The sequence below is a fragment of the Ensifer sp. KUDG1 genome, assembly GCF_050434285.1.
GTDB lineage: Bacteria > Pseudomonadota > Alphaproteobacteria > Rhizobiales > Rhizobiaceae > Ensifer.
Genome location: NZ_JBNDIG010000003.1, coordinates 64,453 through 79,208, shown reverse-complemented (window position 1 = coordinate 79,208; position 14,756 = coordinate 64,453). Strand labels below are relative to the sequence as shown.

Genomic DNA, 14,756 nt, shown 5'->3' with positions numbered 1-14,756 from the left:
CGATCGAAGCGGACGCAAGGATACATGCAGGCGTTCAAACGGCCAGTGCGTTTCAGCGCCCGGAATGAGCGCGCGACGCCGTGGCGGGTGCCAGACCTATATGAACGCCGCTTCCGCCGAGTTCAAGAACCGTGAGCGGACGCGCGCGACGACTTGACGCTACACCCTGATTTGTCGATACCGAAAGGGAATGGGGAATAAGAAGTCCAATGAACGACGTGATCGAACCGGTTTCCGCAACGCTTGCCGAGCGGGCGAAGCTTGTACTCGGTAAACGCAATCTCGTGTTCATCGGCCTGATGGGCGCCGGCAAATCGGCGATCGGTCGCTTGACGGCCCAGGCGCTCGGCATTCCCTTCGTCGATTCCGACCATGAGATCGAGCGCGTCTCGCGCATGACGATCAGCGATCTCTTCGCCCGCTATGGCGAAGACGAGTTCCGGGCACTCGAAACGCGGGTGCTGAAGCGGCTCTTACGCAGCGGGCCGCGCGTGGTCTCGACCGGTGGCGGCGCCTATATCAACGAGCGTTCGCGCCGCCAGATCAAGAAGGGCGGCCTGACGGTTTGGCTCAATGCCGAACTCGACGTGCTCTGGGAGCGGGTCAACAAGCGCGACACCCGGCCGCTGCTGAAGACCGAGAACCCCAGGCAGACGCTCGAAAACCTGATGAATGCGCGTTACCCGATCTATGCGGAAGCGGACCTGACGGTGCTGTCGCGCGATGTGAAGAAAGAGACGATGGTCGAGGACGTCCTCAACGCCGTCATCGAGTACCAGGACAAGAAGACCCATGAATAGCCATGCGATGCCTGCCGCCGAACGCAAGGTCCGTGTCGACCTCGGTGACCGTTCCTACGATATCCTGATCGGTCCCGGGCTGATCGCCGCCGCCGGCCACGAGATCGCGGCTCGCCTCAAGGGGCGCAAGATGGCTGTTATCACCGACGAGAACGTTGCGCCGCTCTATCTCGAACCGCTGATGGCGAGCTTCAAGGGACACGACATCGACGCCGTGTCGCTGGTGCTTCCGGCCGGGGAGAAGACCAAGAGCTTCGAACATCTGATCCCCGTCTGCGAAACCGTTCTCGGCGCCCGGATCGAGCGCAACGATGCGGTGATCGCGCTTGGCGGCGGCGTCATAGGCGACCTCACCGGCTTTGCCGCCGGCATCGTGCGCCGCGGCTCGCGCTTCATCCAGATCCCGACTTCGCTCCTGGCACAGGTGGATTCCTCCGTCGGCGGCAAGACCGGCATCAACTCGCCGCATGGCAAGAATCTCATCGGCGTGTTCCACCAGCCGGACCTGGTGCTGGCCGATACCGACGTGCTCGACACGCTGAGTGAGCGCGAGTTCCGCGCCGGCTATGCCGAAGTGGCGAAATACGGGCTGATCGACAAGCCGGACTTCTTTGCGTGGCTCGAAAACAATTGGCAGGCGGTCTTTGCCGGCGGCAGCGCCCGCATCGAGGCGATCGCGGTCAGCTGCCAGGCCAAGGCGGATGTCGTCGCCGCAGACGAGCGCGAGAACGGCTTGCGGGCACTGCTCAACCTCGGCCACACCTTCGGCCATGCGCTGGAGGCGGCAACCGAATACGACAGCGCCCGTCTGGTGCACGGCGAGGGCGTTTCGATCGGCATGGTGCTGGCGCATCAGTTTTCGGCGCGCATGAACCTTGCAAGCCCCGACGATGCGTCCCGTGTCGAGGCGCATCTGAGGGCGGTCGGCCTGCCGACGCGCATGGCGGAAATCCCGGGCACGCTGCCGCCGGCCGAACGGCTGATGGATGCGATCGCCCAGGACAAGAAGGTCAAGGGCGGCAAGCTCACCTTCATCCTGACCAGGGGCGTCGGCCAGTCCTTCGTTGCTGACGACGTTCCGTCGTCCGAGGTCCTGAACTTCCTGAGGGAAAAGCACCCGCAATGACCGGCGAAGCCTTCATTGACTTCCTGGCGGAGTATTGGCTGTCGATCCTGTCGGTCTTCTGCCTGCTGTTGCTGTCGGCTTTCTTTTCGGGCTCGGAAACGGCGCTGACGGCCGCCTCGCGCTCGCGCATGCATACGCTTGAAAACAACGGCGAGGAGCGGGCCGGCATCGTCAACCGGCTGATCGAACGGCGCGACCGGCTGATCGGCACGCTTTTGATCGGCAACAACCTCGTCAACATTCTGGCGTCGTCGCTGACGACGAGCCTGCTGATCGGCCTGCTCGGCGACAGCGGCGTGGCGATCGCCACGCTCGCGATGACCGTACTGCTCGTCATCTTCTCGGAAGTGCTGCCGAAGAGTTGGGCGATTGCCTCGCCGGATCGTTTCGCGATCGCCGTGGCTCCTCTCGTTCGTCCCTTCGTCGCGGTCGTCGGACCTCTCTCCAGCCTCGTCAACGGCATCGTTCGCCGGATTCTGAACCTCTTCGGAGTCAATCTCGCCGCCGACATGTCGATGCTTTCGGCGCATGAGGAACTGCGTGGCGCGGTGGACCTGCTGCACCGTGAGGGCTCGGTGATCAAGGCCGACCGCGATCGGCTCGGCGGCGTTCTCGACCTCGGCGAGCTCGAAATCTCCGACATCATGATTCACCGCACCAGCATGCGGGCGATAAACGCCGACGAGCCGCCGGAGACCTGCGTCCGTGATATTCTGGAAAGCCCGTTCACGCGGCTGCCGCTCTGGCGCGGATCGACCGACAACATCATCGGCGTCGTGCATTCCAAGGATTTGCTGAGGGCGCTGGCCGAACCCAATGTCGAGCCGGAAAACCTCGATATCGTCAAGATTGCGCAGAAGCCCTGGTTCGTGCCGGACACGACCAACCTCAAGGATCAACTCAACGCGTTCCTGCGTCGCAAGCTGCATCTGGCGATCGTCGTCGACGAATATGGCCAGGTTCAGGGCCTGGTGACGCTGGAGGACATTCTGGAGGAGATCGTCGGCGATATCGCCGATGAGCACGATCTCGATATCCAGGGCGTGCGCCAGGAGGCTGATGGCTCGATCGTCGTCGACGGCTCGGTGCCGATCCGCGATCTCAACCGCGCGCTCGACTGGTCGCTTCCGGACGAGGAGGCGACGACGGTTGCCGGTCTGGTCATCCACGAATCCAAGAGCATTCCCGAGGAGCGCCAGGCCTTCACCTTCCACGGCAAGCGCTTCATCGTGATGAAGCGGGTGAAGAACCGCATCACCAAGCTGCGCATCCGCCCGGCGGAAGAGGGCGCTCCGCCGACCTGATCGCCGCGATTGCCTCTACCAGCGGGTCGGCTCGCCGGGGGCGGCTGGCTCGACCGCGAGCGCGTGCAGACCGGCGTCGAGTTCAGGCTTCAGGAGATCGTTGATGGCGCGGTGGCGGGCGACACGGCTCATGCCTGTAAAGGCGCTTGAAACGATGCGCACGCGCATGTGGGACTCGCCGCTGCCATCGAAGCCCGGCTGATGGCCGGCATGCTGATGGCTCTCGTTGATGACCTCGAGCCGTTCAGGGTGGAAGGCCTCGATCAGCTTCTTTTCGATGGTCTCGGTGAGCGACATTCTTCCGTCCCATTTTGCTGTTTGCTTGTCGCCCCCTCGCAGTTCCTAAGAACCCGGCAATCGCTGGCACGGCGGCGCAAAATGCCCGCACAAAGCCAGCAACATTCCGCTTTGTCAATTCTTGTTGTGACTCCCGCCAAACCCCATAATGAGCGCCATGAGACTCGATTCAAAATACTTCGATCGCATTCGAACCCGGCGCAAGGTCGAGCCGCAGGCGGAGCCGGCGGCTCCCGTCTGTCAGTGGGACGGCTGCGATCAGAAGGGGGTGCACCGGGCGCCTGTCGGCCGCAACGCCGAGGGGCAGTACTTCATGTTCTGCTTCGAGCACGTGAAGGAATACAACAAGGGCTACAACTTCTTCTCCGGCCTCTCCGACGGCGAGGTCGCCCGCTACCAGAAGGAAGCGATAACCGGTCATCGGCCCACCTGGACCGTCGGCGTCAACAAGAACGCCAAGAACGGCCCGACCCAGTCGCAGACGCGGTCCGGCTCCGCCGGCGCCCAGGCGCGCATGCGCGATCCCTTCGGCTTTGTCAGCGAGGCGCGCGCGCGTTCCGGCCGCCCGGAGCCGCGCCAGCGCAAACTGAAGACGCTCGAGGCCAAGGCCTTCGACACGCTCGGCCTGACCGCCTCGGCGACGACCGCCGACATCAAGGCTGCCTACAAGGATCTCGTCAAAAAGCATCACCCTGATGCCAATGGCGGAGATAGAGGGTCGGAAGAGCGTTTTCGCGCGGTTATTCAAGCCTACCAATTGTTAAAACAGGCTGGCTTCTGCTAACAACGCGGATTATTACAGAAGCACTTTTGCAGGCGAATGCGCGGGTGCCGTCCGGTGGCCGCTCTGGAGACATGATGAGCAAGATTGACCTCGACATTTCCAACCTCCCCGACACCACGATTTCCGTCCGGGAGGTTTTCGGCATTGATACGGATTTGCGCGTTCCTGCCTATTCGAAGGGTGACGCCTATGTGCCGGACCTCGATCCGGACTACCTCTTCGACCGCGAAACGACGCTCGCCATTCTCGCAGGCTTCGCCCACAACCGACGCGTGATGGTCTCGGGCTATCACGGCACCGGTAAGTCGACCCATATCGAGCAGGTCGCCGCCCGCCTCAACTGGCCGTGCGTGCGCGTCAACCTCGACAGCCATGTCAGCCGTATCGACCTCGTCGGCAAGGACGCGATCGTCGTCAAGGACGGCATGCAGGTCACCGAATTCAAGGACGGCATTCTTCCCTGGGCCTACCAGCACAATGTCGCGCTCGTCTTCGACGAATACGATGCCGGCCGCCCGGACGTCATGTTCGTCATCCAGCGCGTACTGGAATCCTCCGGCCGCCTGACGCTGCTCGACCAGAGCCGTGTCATCCGTCCGCACCCGGCCTTCCGCCTGTTCGCCACCGCCAACACGGTCGGCCTCGGCGACACGACCGGCCTCTATCACGGCACGCAGCAGATCAACCAGGCGCAGATGGACCGCTGGTCGATCGTCACCACGCTGAACTACCTGCCGCACGACAAGGAAGTCGATATCGTCGCCGCCAAGGTCAAGGGCTTCACGGCCGACAAGGGCCGCGAGACCGTCTCCAAGATGGTGCGCGTCGCCGACCTTACGCGCGCTGCCTTCATCAACGGCGATCTGTCGACCGTCATGAGCCCGCGTACGGTCATCACCTGGGCCGAGAACGCCCACATCTTCGGCGACATCGCCTTCGCCTTCCGCGTGACCTTCCTCAACAAGTGCGACGAGCTGGAGCGGGCGCTGGTCGCCGAGCACTACCAGCGCGCCTTCGGCATCGAGCTGAAGGAAAGCGCTGCCAACATCGTGCTCGAAGCCACCGCCTGATCCCACGGCCTGCCGTCTCCTTGGAGAGGGCGGGCCATGACGCTGTGGCAAACCAGATGACGCCCCGCTGGGGCGTTATCGCCTCTGGCTGAAGAAGGAACTGTCGTGAGCTCGAATTCGAAGGCAAAGCCAACCACGCGCGAGAATGCTGCGGAACCGTTCAAACGGGCGCTTTCCGGCTGCATCCGATCGATCGCGGGCGATGCCGAGGTGGAAGTCGCCTTCGCCAACGAGCGGCCGGGCATGACCGGCGAACGCATCCGTCTGCCGGAACTTTCCAAGCGCCCGACCCTGCAGGAACTCAGCGTCACGCGTGGCCTCGGCGACAGCATGGCGCTGCGCAAGGCCTGTCATGATGCGCGCATCCACGCGACCATGTCGCCGCAAGGGGCAGACGCCCGCGCGATCTTCGATGCTGTGGAGCAGGCTCGTGTCGAGGCGATCGGTTCGCTGCGCATGGCGGGTGTCGCCAAGAACCTCAACGTCATGCTCGAAGAGAAATACGCCAAGGCGAATTTCGCGACGATCGAGCGCCAGGCCGACGCCCCTCTCGGCGAGGCCGTGGCGCTGCTGGTGCGCGAGAAGCTGACCGGCCAGAAGCCGCCGGCGTCCGCCGGCAAGGTGCTCGACCTGTGGCGCGAGTTCATCGAAGGCAAGGCGTCCGGCGATATCCAGAACCTGTCCTCGACGATCAACGACCAGCAGGCTTTCGCCCGCGTCGTTCGCGACATACTGACCTCGATGGACGTCGCCGAGAAATACGGCGACGATGACAACGAGCCGGACGAACAGGAAAGCGAGACCGACGAAGACCAGCCGCGCAGCCAGGAGCAGGACGAGAACGCCAGCGACGAGGAAGCCGGCGACGATGCCGCACCCGCCGACGAGAACCAGGCTGCCGAAGAGCAGATGGAAGAAGGCGAGATGGACGGCGCGGAGATCTCCGACGACGATCTCCAGGACGAAGGTGACGAGGACAGCGAAACGCCCGGCGAGGTCAAGCGTCCGAACCAGCCGTTTGCCGACTTCAACGAGAAGGTCGACTACGCCGTCTTTACCCGTGAGTTCGACGAGACCATCGCGTCCGAAGAACTGTGCGACGAAGCCGAACTCGACCGGCTGCGCGCCTTCCTCGACAAGCAGCTTGCCCACTTGCAGGGTGCTGTCGGTCGGCTCGCCAACCGGCTGCAGCGCCGCCTGATGGCGCAGCAGAACCGCTCCTGGGAGTTCGATCTCGAAGAGGGCTACCTCGACAGCGCACGGCTTCAGCGCATCATTATCGACCCGATGCAGCCGCTCTCCTTCAAGCGCGAGAAGGACACCAACTTCCGCGATACGGTGGTGACGCTGCTGATCGACAATTCCGGTTCGATGCGCGGCCGCCCGATCACGGTTGCCGCCACTTGCGCCGATATCCTGGCGCGCACGCTCGAGCGTTGCGGCGTCAAGGTCGAGATCCTCGGCTTCACCACCAAGGCATGGAAGGGCGGGCAGTCACGCGAGAAGTGGCTGGCCGGCGGCAAGCCACAGGCTCCGGGTCGCCTCAACGACCTGCGCCACATCGTCTACAAGTCTGCCGACGCTCCGTGGCGCCGGGCACGCCGCAATCTCGGCCTGATGATGCGGGAAGGCCTGCTCAAGGAAAACATCGACGGCGAGGCGCTGATTTGGGCGCATGAGCGGCTGATGGCGCGGCGCGAGCAGCGCCGCATCCTGATGATGATTTCCGACGGTGCGCCGGTCGACGACTCGACGTTGTCGGTCAATCCCGGCAACTATCTGGAGCGGCACCTGCGCGCGGTCATCGAGCAGATCGAAACGCGCTCGCCGGTGGAGCTCCTGGCGATCGGTATCGGCCACGACGTGACGCGGTACTATCGCCGCGCCGTCACCATCGTTGATGCCGATGAGCTCGCCGGCGCGATGACCGAGCAGCTGGCCGCACTCTTCGAGGACGAAAGCCAGCGCCGCGGTCCCTCGCGTCTTCGCCGCGCCGGGTGATCCTTCCCGTTTGGGGGCGGTGGAACATCGCCTCCGAGCTGCCAATCGGCGCCTGCACGCATCGCTGGTGGCCGAAGTCAATTTACGGACATAGTTTTACAGTCTACCAAGCGACAATGCCTGGTGGCGTTGCATGTTCGCACGCCGCTTCATTCCCGATGCTCCCCTGAAGGTACTTCTCTTGATGCTTGGCCGCGGTCTCCTTGCCCTTTTCCTCTTGGCCTCGGCCTGCCCGGCATGGTCCGCTTCCGATAGCGAAGACTTGCCGATCCGCAGCCGTCAGATCAGCAATTTCGAGGTCGGCTCCAGCGCCACCCGGTTCGGCGCCCTGGAGTTTCTCGGTGGCCTGGAGATGACCTCGTCAAATCCTTTGTTCGGCGCCGTCTCCGCGATCCGTTTTCGTCCTGACGGCAGCTCTTTCGTCGCCGTCATGGACACCGGCCACTGGCTGGAAGGGGCCGTGACCCGTGACGAGCAGGGGAGGCTTTCCGGGATCACCAACCTGACCGCCACACCGATGGCGGATCGCAACGGCGATGTGGGCCTTGCGAAATGGAAGGTGGATTCGGAAGGGCTTGCCCTTCGTGACGGCCAGGCGATCGTCAGCTACGAACAGGCCCATCGCATCGACATCTATCCGGATCCGGGCTTTGCCGGCTCGAAGCCGATCGGAAGCCTGGCATTGCCGTTCCCGATCAGCGAGCTGCGCAGCAATGCCGGCATCGAAACGATTGCCGTCTCGCCGAAAGACAGCCCGCTCGGCGGCGCGATGATCGCCATTGCCGAGCGCAGTGTCGATAAGGCGGACAATCTTCTCGCTGGTATCCTGGACGGACCGCAACGCGGCGCATTCAGCGTCGTGCGCAAGGATCCCTATGCGGCGACCGACGGCGCCTTCCTGCCGAACGGCGACCTGCTTCTCCTGGAGCGGCGTTTCTCCTTCGGCTCGGGGCTCGGCATGCAGATCCGCCGCATCCCTGGCGACAGGATCAAGCCCGGTGCGGTCGTCGACGGCGACGTCGTCTTCGAGGCCGACATGCGCTACCAGATCGACAACATGGAAGGCCTCGACGTCGTCGTGCGCCCCGACGGCGAAGTGCGGGTCATCGTCGTCTCCGACGACAACCATTCGATCCTCGAGCGCAACCTGATGCTGGAATTCCGGCTCAACACTGCGCTGACGCAATAGGCTAACGCCTGAAAGCCGCGATCTCCGCCCGATCGTGCGGAGATCCGGTCAAGAACCGGCGAAGGGTCGGGCCGTCTCGCGTGGCTAAGCCGAGGATGGACCGGCACGATGCTTGACCGCGTCCCGGCAAAGGCCTATTGGCCGATTGTCCGTTGAAGGAGATTTATGCGCAGAGGCTGAAAATTTACCCGCATTTGCGGTTGTTCAAGGCGCCCAACAGGCGTCCCTCTTGACGCATATCTATTGAACGGAAAAACCATGAAAAATATGGATGTGATGATCCGCGCCTACCGGGCTGCGGATATGGAAGAACTGTCGGCCATCTGGTTCGAGGCCTCGATCACGGCGCACGCATTTGTCGGCGAAGCGCGGTTGCGCGAACAGCGCGTATTGATCGAGACCGTCTATCTGCCGAACGCAGAGACATGGGTCGCCACCCGCGGCGGCGAACCGGCCGGGTTCGTCAGCCTGCTCGACGATTTCATCGGCGGGCTGTTCGTGTCGCCGCGACACCAGGGTGCCGGCATCGGCCGCTTGCTGGTTTCGCATGCCCTGCAGTTGAAGGGGCAGCTCCGCCTGGAGGTCTATACGGCCAACGCACAGGCCTATGCCTTTTATGAGAAGCTCGGCTTTGAAGAACAGTCCCGGCGGTCGGAAGACGACGAGGGGCTGCCATTCGAAAACGCCCAGATGCTCCTGAGGCAGCGCTAGCAGGCGCGGCGCGGGGAAGGGCGGCTGCCGCTCTTCCCCGCGCCTAGCAATCGATGCCCGGTCACCGCTTGGGCGCAGGCCGAGGCTTGCCGGCAAGCGGCCTTCAGGCCGCCTGCTTATCCGCAGCTGGCATGGGCTTCACGATGCTCATCAACGCGCCATAGGGGAGCAGCATGACGAGGCCGCAGAGGATCTTCACGCTCAGGTCGCCGATCGCCCAGGAGATCCAGCGCGGTGCTTCAGCCGCGAGCACGCCGAGCAGCGGCGCGGTTTCCAGCGCAAAGCTGTCGTTCGGGCCGAAGAACACGAAGAACGGTGCGAACGCAAAGGAGAAGAACATTGCGGTATCGAGCGCCGAGCCGATCAACGAACCTGCCAGCGGCGCATGCCACCAGCTCTGACGGCGGAGCCGATTGAATACCGAGATGTCCAGCAGCTGACCGAACAGGAAGGCCGAGCCTGAGGCGATCGCGATGCGCGGCGTGGCGGCGACGAAGGAGAGCAGGATGGCGACGATAAAGCCTGCGACCACCACACGGCGCGCGATGCGCGGCCCGAACTGGCGGTTGGTAAGGTCGGTCACCAGGAAGGCGAAGGGGTAGCTGAAGGCGCCCCAGGTCAGGAGATCGCCGAGCTGCATGCCGGCAATCGAGCCCGGCAGCGGAAACTGAACGAGGATGTTCGAGGCGACGACCACGAGGGTCATCAGCGCGACATAGACGAAGAACGTGCGGTTGATCAGCATTTTTTTATCCTGGGGTATGCCACCAGCTAGAGGGATGGAAGCAGGGTAGTGCACCCGGCCGATGAAGGCAAAAGCGCGTATCGGTTAAGAAACGCGCGCACGAGAAAAAGGCTTGCCGGATGAACCCGCAAGCCTTTTAAACGCGTGTCAAAGACGGTGCGCTGGCGCCGATTAGGCGGCTTCAGCAACCTTCTTGACGATCTGGCGACGCAGCAGGCGAGCGCGCATGCTCAGCTCGTTCTCGTCCGACTTCAGCAGGAAGGCGTCGAGGCCGCCACGGTGTTCAACCGAGCGGAGAGCTGCTGCGGAAACGCGCAGGCGGTAGCGCTGACCGAGAGCATCGGAAATCAGCGTGACGTTGCACAGGTTCGGGAGGAACCGGCGCTTGGTCTTGTTGTTGGCGTGGCTTACATTGTTGCCCGACTGGACGCCCTTGCCGGTCAATTCGCAACTACGGGACATAGTACACCTATTCTCTTTTATCGCCGGCGGACAATGCGGTAGCGGGCCCAGAGCCCAGGCCGCGTTCCTATTGGCCATTATTGGAAAGTCGCGGTTCTATAGTCAGAGACGGCTCGTCCGTCAAGCCAAACCTCTTGCATTCTCGGAAAACCGCGGATTTTCCCGGCAGTTCTTCACATCCGAAGCGCTGTCTGGGTAAGAATAATGCCTCACGAGACCCATTCCAAGCGGTTTTGCTATGCGCTATTTCTTAATCGAGGACACATGACGGTTTGGTTCCGTGATCGGACCGACCGCGTAGCCGGCGGCAGCGAAATGGGCGCAGAAAAGCCGTAAACACCCTGCATTTCAGGGTATTGCGGCAATATTCAAGTGATGGATTTCTTCAGGCATGAAGTTGCGAAATGGTTTTCGCGGGGCAATGCTGCTTTCCGCGGTCATGTTTTCCACAGCATCATCGGCCGCCGATGTCGAACATCTGACGGATTACAGCATCTCGCTGGCCGGTCTGCCGGTGGCGCGCGCCTCATTCCACACCGAGGTTCAGAAGAATCGTTACACGATATCGGGGACGCTGAAATCGGCGGGCCTGCTCGATATCCTCAGCCGCACGTCGGGCCAGACGCAGGTTTCCGGCGTCGTCGACAAGGATTACCTGCGCGCCTCGCAGTATTCGATGTCCTATCGCAGCGGTTCCAAGAGCCGGGCGATCAGCGTTACCTACCGTAACGGCAATGTCGTGCATGCGAGCATGACGCCGAAGCGCACGCCTTTGCCGAAGAACTGGGTGCCGGTCACCTCGCGCGACATGCGCAACGTGCTCGACCCGCTTTCGGGCCTGATCATTCCCGCGGAGGCGCGCGTCTGCCCCAACACGCTGCCGATCTTCGACGGCGAGTCGCGGCTCGACATCAAGCTTTCGCCGAAGGGCACCAGGCCTTTCAAGACGAAAGGCTTCGAAGGCGAGGTGATCGTCTGCGGCATCCGCTTCGTGCCGAAGGCCGGCTACAAGAAGGGCCGTGAAGACGTCGAGTATCTGCGGCGTCTGCAGACGATGGAGATCTGGTTTGCAAAGGCGCCGACCGTGAACGTCTATGCTCCCGTCTATGTCCGCATCCCCACCAAGCTCGGACCGGTCACGGTCTCGGCGACGCGATTTGGTGGTTGACGCGCGATCGCGTGCAACTAAAAGGTTAAATACCAGAAAGCACCGTGATTTTGACGGCGCAGGTTTCCGTTAGAGAAATTGCGCCAGGGGACGACTATGAAACTCAAGGCAACTCTGATCGGTTTTTCGGCCATCCTGATGTGGTCGCTGCTCGCGCTGTTCACGGCCGCATCGGGCAAGATGCCGCCGTTCCAGCTTTCGGCAATCTGTTTCCTGATCGGCAGTCTGCCCGGCCTTGCGGTGCTGGTGGCCAAACCGGAGCGCCTGGCGCTGCTCAAGCAGCCGGCGAAGGTCTGGATCACCGGCATTGCCGGCCTGTTCGGCTATCACTTCCTCTACTTCACGGCGCTGCGCAATGCACCGGCGGTGGAGGCGGGTCTGATCGCCTATCTCTGGCCGCTCTTGATCGTCGTCGGTTCGGCACTGCTGCCGGGTGAGCGGCTGCGCTGGTATCATATCGCCGGCGCGCTGGCGGGCCTTGCCGGCACGATCCTGATCGTCGCGCGCAATGGCGTCGCCTTCGACGATGCCTATCTCATCGGCTATGGCGCGGCCTTCCTCTGCGCCTTTACCTGGTCCGGCTATTCGCTGATCACCCGCCGCTTCGAGGCGGTCTCCACCGATGTGGTCACCGGTTTTTGCCTTGCGACCTCGATCCTGTCCTTCGTCTGCCACCTGGCGCTCGAAACGACGGTCTGGCCGGAAACGACCTTCGAATGGCTGGCGGTCGCCGGCCTCGGCCTCCTGCCGGTCGGGGCGGCCTTCTATGCCTGGGACTTCGGGGTGAAGAACGGCAACATCCAGCTTCTCGGCGTTTCGAGCTATGCGGCACCGGTGCTCTCGACGCTGATCCTGATCCTCTTCGGCTTTGCCGAGCCGTCCTGGCGTATTGCGCTCGCCTGCCTGTTCGTCACCGGCGGCGCGGTGCTCGCCGCCCAGGATCTGATCTTGCGCAAGAATGCCGCGGCCACCCAGCCGGCGGAGTAGTCCCGAAGATCGCTATCGGGTTGGCGGCTGCCAGCCGGGGGTTGCCATCTCGAAGGCGGCAAAATCGAAGCCCGGCGCGACCGTGCAGCCGACCAGCGTCCAATCACCTACCGACGCGGCGGACTGCCACCAGTTGGCCGGCACCACGCCCTGCGGCCGCTCGCCCTCCCGGATATCAGGCCCAAGCCGCAACGTCTCGGCGGGCTTTCCGTCCTCCGCGATGCTGAGTTCGAGCGGCGCACCGGCGTGGTAGTGCCAGATCTCGACGGCGTCGCGGACGCGGTGCCAGTGTGAACGGTCGCCACGCTCAAGCAGATAATAGATCGCCGTCGAATGGCCCCGCGGGCCGCCGGCCGTATCGCGGAAGGTCTCGATGTACCAGCCGCCCTCCGGATGGCGCGCAAGGCCGAGCGCCGCGATGACCTCTGCCGCCGTCTGCACCGCAGCCATCAGAAATTATCCTTCCGCTTGCGGATTTCCGCAAAGACCGCGGCATCGTCGGCGTCTCGCATGCCGAGATGGGCGCGAATGCCGGGGTCGCTAGCGCGCAGGAACGGGTTCGTGCGTTTTTCCAGGCCGATCGTCGTCGGTGCGGTGAAGCCGCCGTCGCAGCGGATTTCCTCGATCTCGGCAGCGCGCGCCTTGAGTTCGGCATTCTCAGGGTCGACCGTGACCGCGAAGCGGGCATTGGAGAGCGTGTATTCGTGGCCGAAATAGACGGTCGTGTCGTCAGGCAACGCCATCAGCCGGCTGAGAGACTGCCACATGGTCGCCGGCGTCCCCTCGAACAGCCGACCGCAGCCGAGCGCAAACAGCGTGTCGGCGGCAAAGAGAAGCTTGTCCTCTGGGAAATGGAAACAGATATGGCCGGCCGTATGGCCCGGCGTCTCGATCACCTCGATGGCGCGGCCTGCAAAGTCGAAGCGTTCGCCATGACGCACGGTCTTGTCGAGGCCCGGAATTTTTGCGGCCTCGTTGAACGGACCCACGATGGTTGCGCCGAAGCGGGCTTTCAACGCGTCATTGGCCGCGACGTGGTCTCCGTGATGATGCGTCGTGAGGATATGGGTGAGCGTCCAGCCACGGCGTTCCAGCGCCTCCAGGATCGGTGCCTCCTCGGGCGCGTCGATCGAGGCGGTGAGGCCGCTTTCGGGGTCGTGGATGAGCACGCCGAAATTGTCGGTGCGGCAGAGGAAAAGATCGAGTTCGAGCGCGGCCATGGCAGGTCCTCCGGTCACGAGAGGGGAGATGCTGCCGAATGTAGCGAGCCTTACCTTGAAGTCTACCGCTTCGAAGCTAACATGTTGCGAATGCATACCGATATTGTCGACCTTCGCGAATTCTATCACTCCGAGCTTGGCCGGATGGCGGAGCAATCCGTCACCATGGCGCTTTCGTCCGTCTGGGCGCGCCTGCCGGACGAGCGGCTGGTCGGCCTCGGTTATGCCGTTCCCTATCTCGAACGGTTCCGCAAGGACACGGAGCGCACCTTCGCCTTCATGCCCGCGGGTCAAGGTGCGGTGAACTGGCCGGTTGCCGAGCTTTCCTCGACGGCGCTGGTGTTCGATGAGGAGTTGCCGCTGCCGGACGCGTCGATCGACCGGGTGCTGATGGTGCATTCGCTGGAATTCGCCGAAAGTCCGCGCGAGACGATGAAGGAGATCTGGCGGGTGCTGGCGCCGGGCGGGCGACTTGTGATCGTCGTGCCCAACCGGCGCGGCGTCTGGGCGCGCATGGAGCATACGCCCTTCGGTTCGGGCCGGCCCTATTCGCGTGGGCAGCTGACGGCGCTGTTGCGCGAGACCAATTTCACGCCGGGCGCCACGGCGGACGCGCTGTTCTTCCCGCCGTCGAAGCTCCGGGCGATCCTGCGGCTGCGGCGGGGCTTCGAGCGGCTCGGCCGCTGGCTCTGGCCGGTCTTTTCCGGCGTCATCGTCGTCGAGGCGCAGAAGCGGCTTTACCAGGGGCTGCCGGTCGCCGCCCGCGCGTCCCGCCGCGTCTTCGTGCCGGTGCTGGCGCCACAGGGCGTGCCGAGCACGCGCGAACAGCCACGCCTCACCCGATAAGGCTTACGTCCAGGCGGCGGACCCTCGACAAAAGCCGCTTGCGCCG

Annotated in this window: 16 protein-coding genes; 11 read left to right on the top strand and 5 right to left on the bottom strand. The window is 63.4% G+C overall.

The genetic code is table 11. The features are described from left to right. Nucleotides 1-209: 209 nt before the first annotated feature. Genes M2267_RS11020 through M2267_RS11010 form a run of 3 tightly spaced genes read left to right on the top strand, consistent with a single transcriptional unit; the run spans nucleotide 210 to nucleotide 3,230 of the window. Complete coding sequence (locus M2267_RS11020) at nucleotides 210-800, top strand: shikimate kinase (RefSeq protein ID WP_043623123.1); 591 nt, start codon at nucleotides 210-212, stop codon at nucleotides 798-800. Then, nucleotides 793-1,926, top strand: coding sequence for a 3-dehydroquinate synthase (aroB, locus tag M2267_RS11015; protein ID WP_429114623.1), 1,134 nt, complete (start codon nucleotides 793-795; stop codon nucleotides 1,924-1,926). Before M2267_RS11020 ends, aroB begins: the two co-directional genes overlap by 8 nt. Further along, nucleotides 1,923-3,230 carry an HlyC/CorC family transporter gene (locus tag M2267_RS11010; RefSeq protein WP_429114621.1) on the top strand — a complete coding sequence of 436 codons (1,308 nt, stop codon included), beginning with the start codon at nucleotides 1,923-1,925 and terminating at the stop codon, nucleotides 3,228-3,230. Before aroB ends, M2267_RS11010 begins: the two co-directional genes overlap by 4 nt. A 15-nt stretch (nucleotides 3,231-3,245) precedes the next feature. On the opposite strand, the gene M2267_RS11005 is transcribed toward M2267_RS11010, so the two are convergent. Further along, nucleotides 3,246-3,527: a BolA family protein gene (locus M2267_RS11005; RefSeq protein ID WP_043623114.1), complete on the bottom strand. Its 282-nt coding sequence runs from the start codon at nucleotides 3,525-3,527 to the stop codon at nucleotides 3,246-3,248. A 148-nt stretch (nucleotides 3,528-3,675) separates the two neighbouring features. On the opposite strand from M2267_RS11005, the gene M2267_RS11000 reads away from it, so the two are divergent. The 5 genes from M2267_RS11000 (at nucleotide 3,676) to M2267_RS10980 (ending at nucleotide 9,282) form a co-directional block, all read left to right on the top strand. After that, entirely contained in the window at nucleotides 3,676-4,311 is a 636-nt protein-coding gene (locus tag M2267_RS11000) for a J domain-containing protein (RefSeq protein WP_043623112.1), read from the top strand. Nucleotides 4,312-4,385: 74 nt separating this feature from the next. After that, a complete protein-coding gene (gene cobS, locus M2267_RS10995) occupies nucleotides 4,386-5,381 on the top strand; it encodes a cobaltochelatase subunit CobS (protein ID WP_043623109.1) in 996 nt (331 codons plus the stop codon). Between the two features lie 105 nt (nucleotides 5,382-5,486). Further along, complete coding sequence (gene cobT, locus M2267_RS10990; protein ID WP_043623106.1) at nucleotides 5,487-7,382, top strand: cobaltochelatase subunit CobT; 1,896 nt, start codon at nucleotides 5,487-5,489, stop codon at nucleotides 7,380-7,382. A 184-nt stretch (nucleotides 7,383-7,566) separates the two neighbouring features. Further along, entirely contained in the window at nucleotides 7,567-8,571 is a 1,005-nt protein-coding gene (locus tag M2267_RS10985; RefSeq protein ID WP_043623153.1) for an esterase-like activity of phytase family protein, read from the top strand. 258 nt (nucleotides 8,572-8,829) lie between these two features. Beyond that, nucleotides 8,830-9,282 carry a GNAT family N-acetyltransferase gene (locus M2267_RS10980; RefSeq protein WP_043623103.1) on the top strand — a complete coding sequence of 151 codons (453 nt, stop codon included), beginning with the start codon at nucleotides 8,830-8,832 and terminating at the stop codon, nucleotides 9,280-9,282. Nucleotides 9,283-9,385: 103 nt separating this feature from the next. Here the strand turns inward: M2267_RS10980 and M2267_RS10975 are convergent, their stop codons facing one another. Beyond that, nucleotides 9,386-10,027 carry a queuosine precursor transporter gene (locus tag M2267_RS10975; RefSeq protein ID WP_043623100.1) on the bottom strand — a complete coding sequence of 214 codons (642 nt, stop codon included), beginning with the start codon at nucleotides 10,025-10,027 and terminating at the stop codon, nucleotides 9,386-9,388. Between the two features lie 171 nt (nucleotides 10,028-10,198). After that, on the bottom strand, nucleotides 10,199-10,489 hold the full coding sequence (gene rpmB / locus M2267_RS10970; RefSeq protein ID WP_034806568.1) for a 50S ribosomal protein L28: 291 nt from the start codon (nucleotides 10,487-10,489) through the stop codon (nucleotides 10,199-10,201). Between the two features lie 391 nt (nucleotides 10,490-10,880). On the opposite strand from rpmB, the gene M2267_RS10965 reads away from it, so the two are divergent. Together M2267_RS10965 and yddG are read left to right on the top strand one after the other, a co-directional pair. After that, on the top strand, nucleotides 10,881-11,657 hold the full coding sequence (locus tag M2267_RS10965) for a DUF3108 domain-containing protein (protein ID WP_429114616.1): 777 nt from the start codon (nucleotides 10,881-10,883) through the stop codon (nucleotides 11,655-11,657). 96 nt (nucleotides 11,658-11,753) lie between these two features. Then, entirely contained in the window at nucleotides 11,754-12,644 is an 891-nt protein-coding gene (gene yddG, locus M2267_RS10960; RefSeq protein ID WP_429114615.1) for an aromatic amino acid exporter YddG, read from the top strand. Nucleotides 12,645-12,656: 12 nt separating this feature from the next. Here the strand turns inward: yddG and M2267_RS10955 are convergent, their stop codons facing one another. Both M2267_RS10955 and gloB read right to left on the bottom strand, forming a co-directional pair. Beyond that, the gene (locus M2267_RS10955) at nucleotides 12,657-13,094 is read right to left on the bottom strand and encodes a cupin domain-containing protein (RefSeq protein WP_429114613.1); all 438 of its coding nucleotides are present in this window, start codon (nucleotides 13,092-13,094) and stop codon (nucleotides 12,657-12,659) included. Then, nucleotides 13,094-13,864, bottom strand: coding sequence for a hydroxyacylglutathione hydrolase (gloB, locus tag M2267_RS10950; RefSeq protein ID WP_429114611.1), 771 nt, complete (start codon nucleotides 13,862-13,864; stop codon nucleotides 13,094-13,096). Before gloB ends, M2267_RS10955 begins: the two co-directional genes overlap by 1 nt. Nucleotides 13,865-13,945: 81 nt before the next feature. Here gloB and M2267_RS10945 point away from each other — a divergent pair, with 81 nt between their 5' ends. Next, complete coding sequence (locus M2267_RS10945; RefSeq protein ID WP_192450648.1) at nucleotides 13,946-14,710, top strand: class I SAM-dependent methyltransferase; 765 nt, start codon at nucleotides 13,946-13,948, stop codon at nucleotides 14,708-14,710. Nucleotides 14,711-14,756 lie beyond the last annotated feature (46 nt).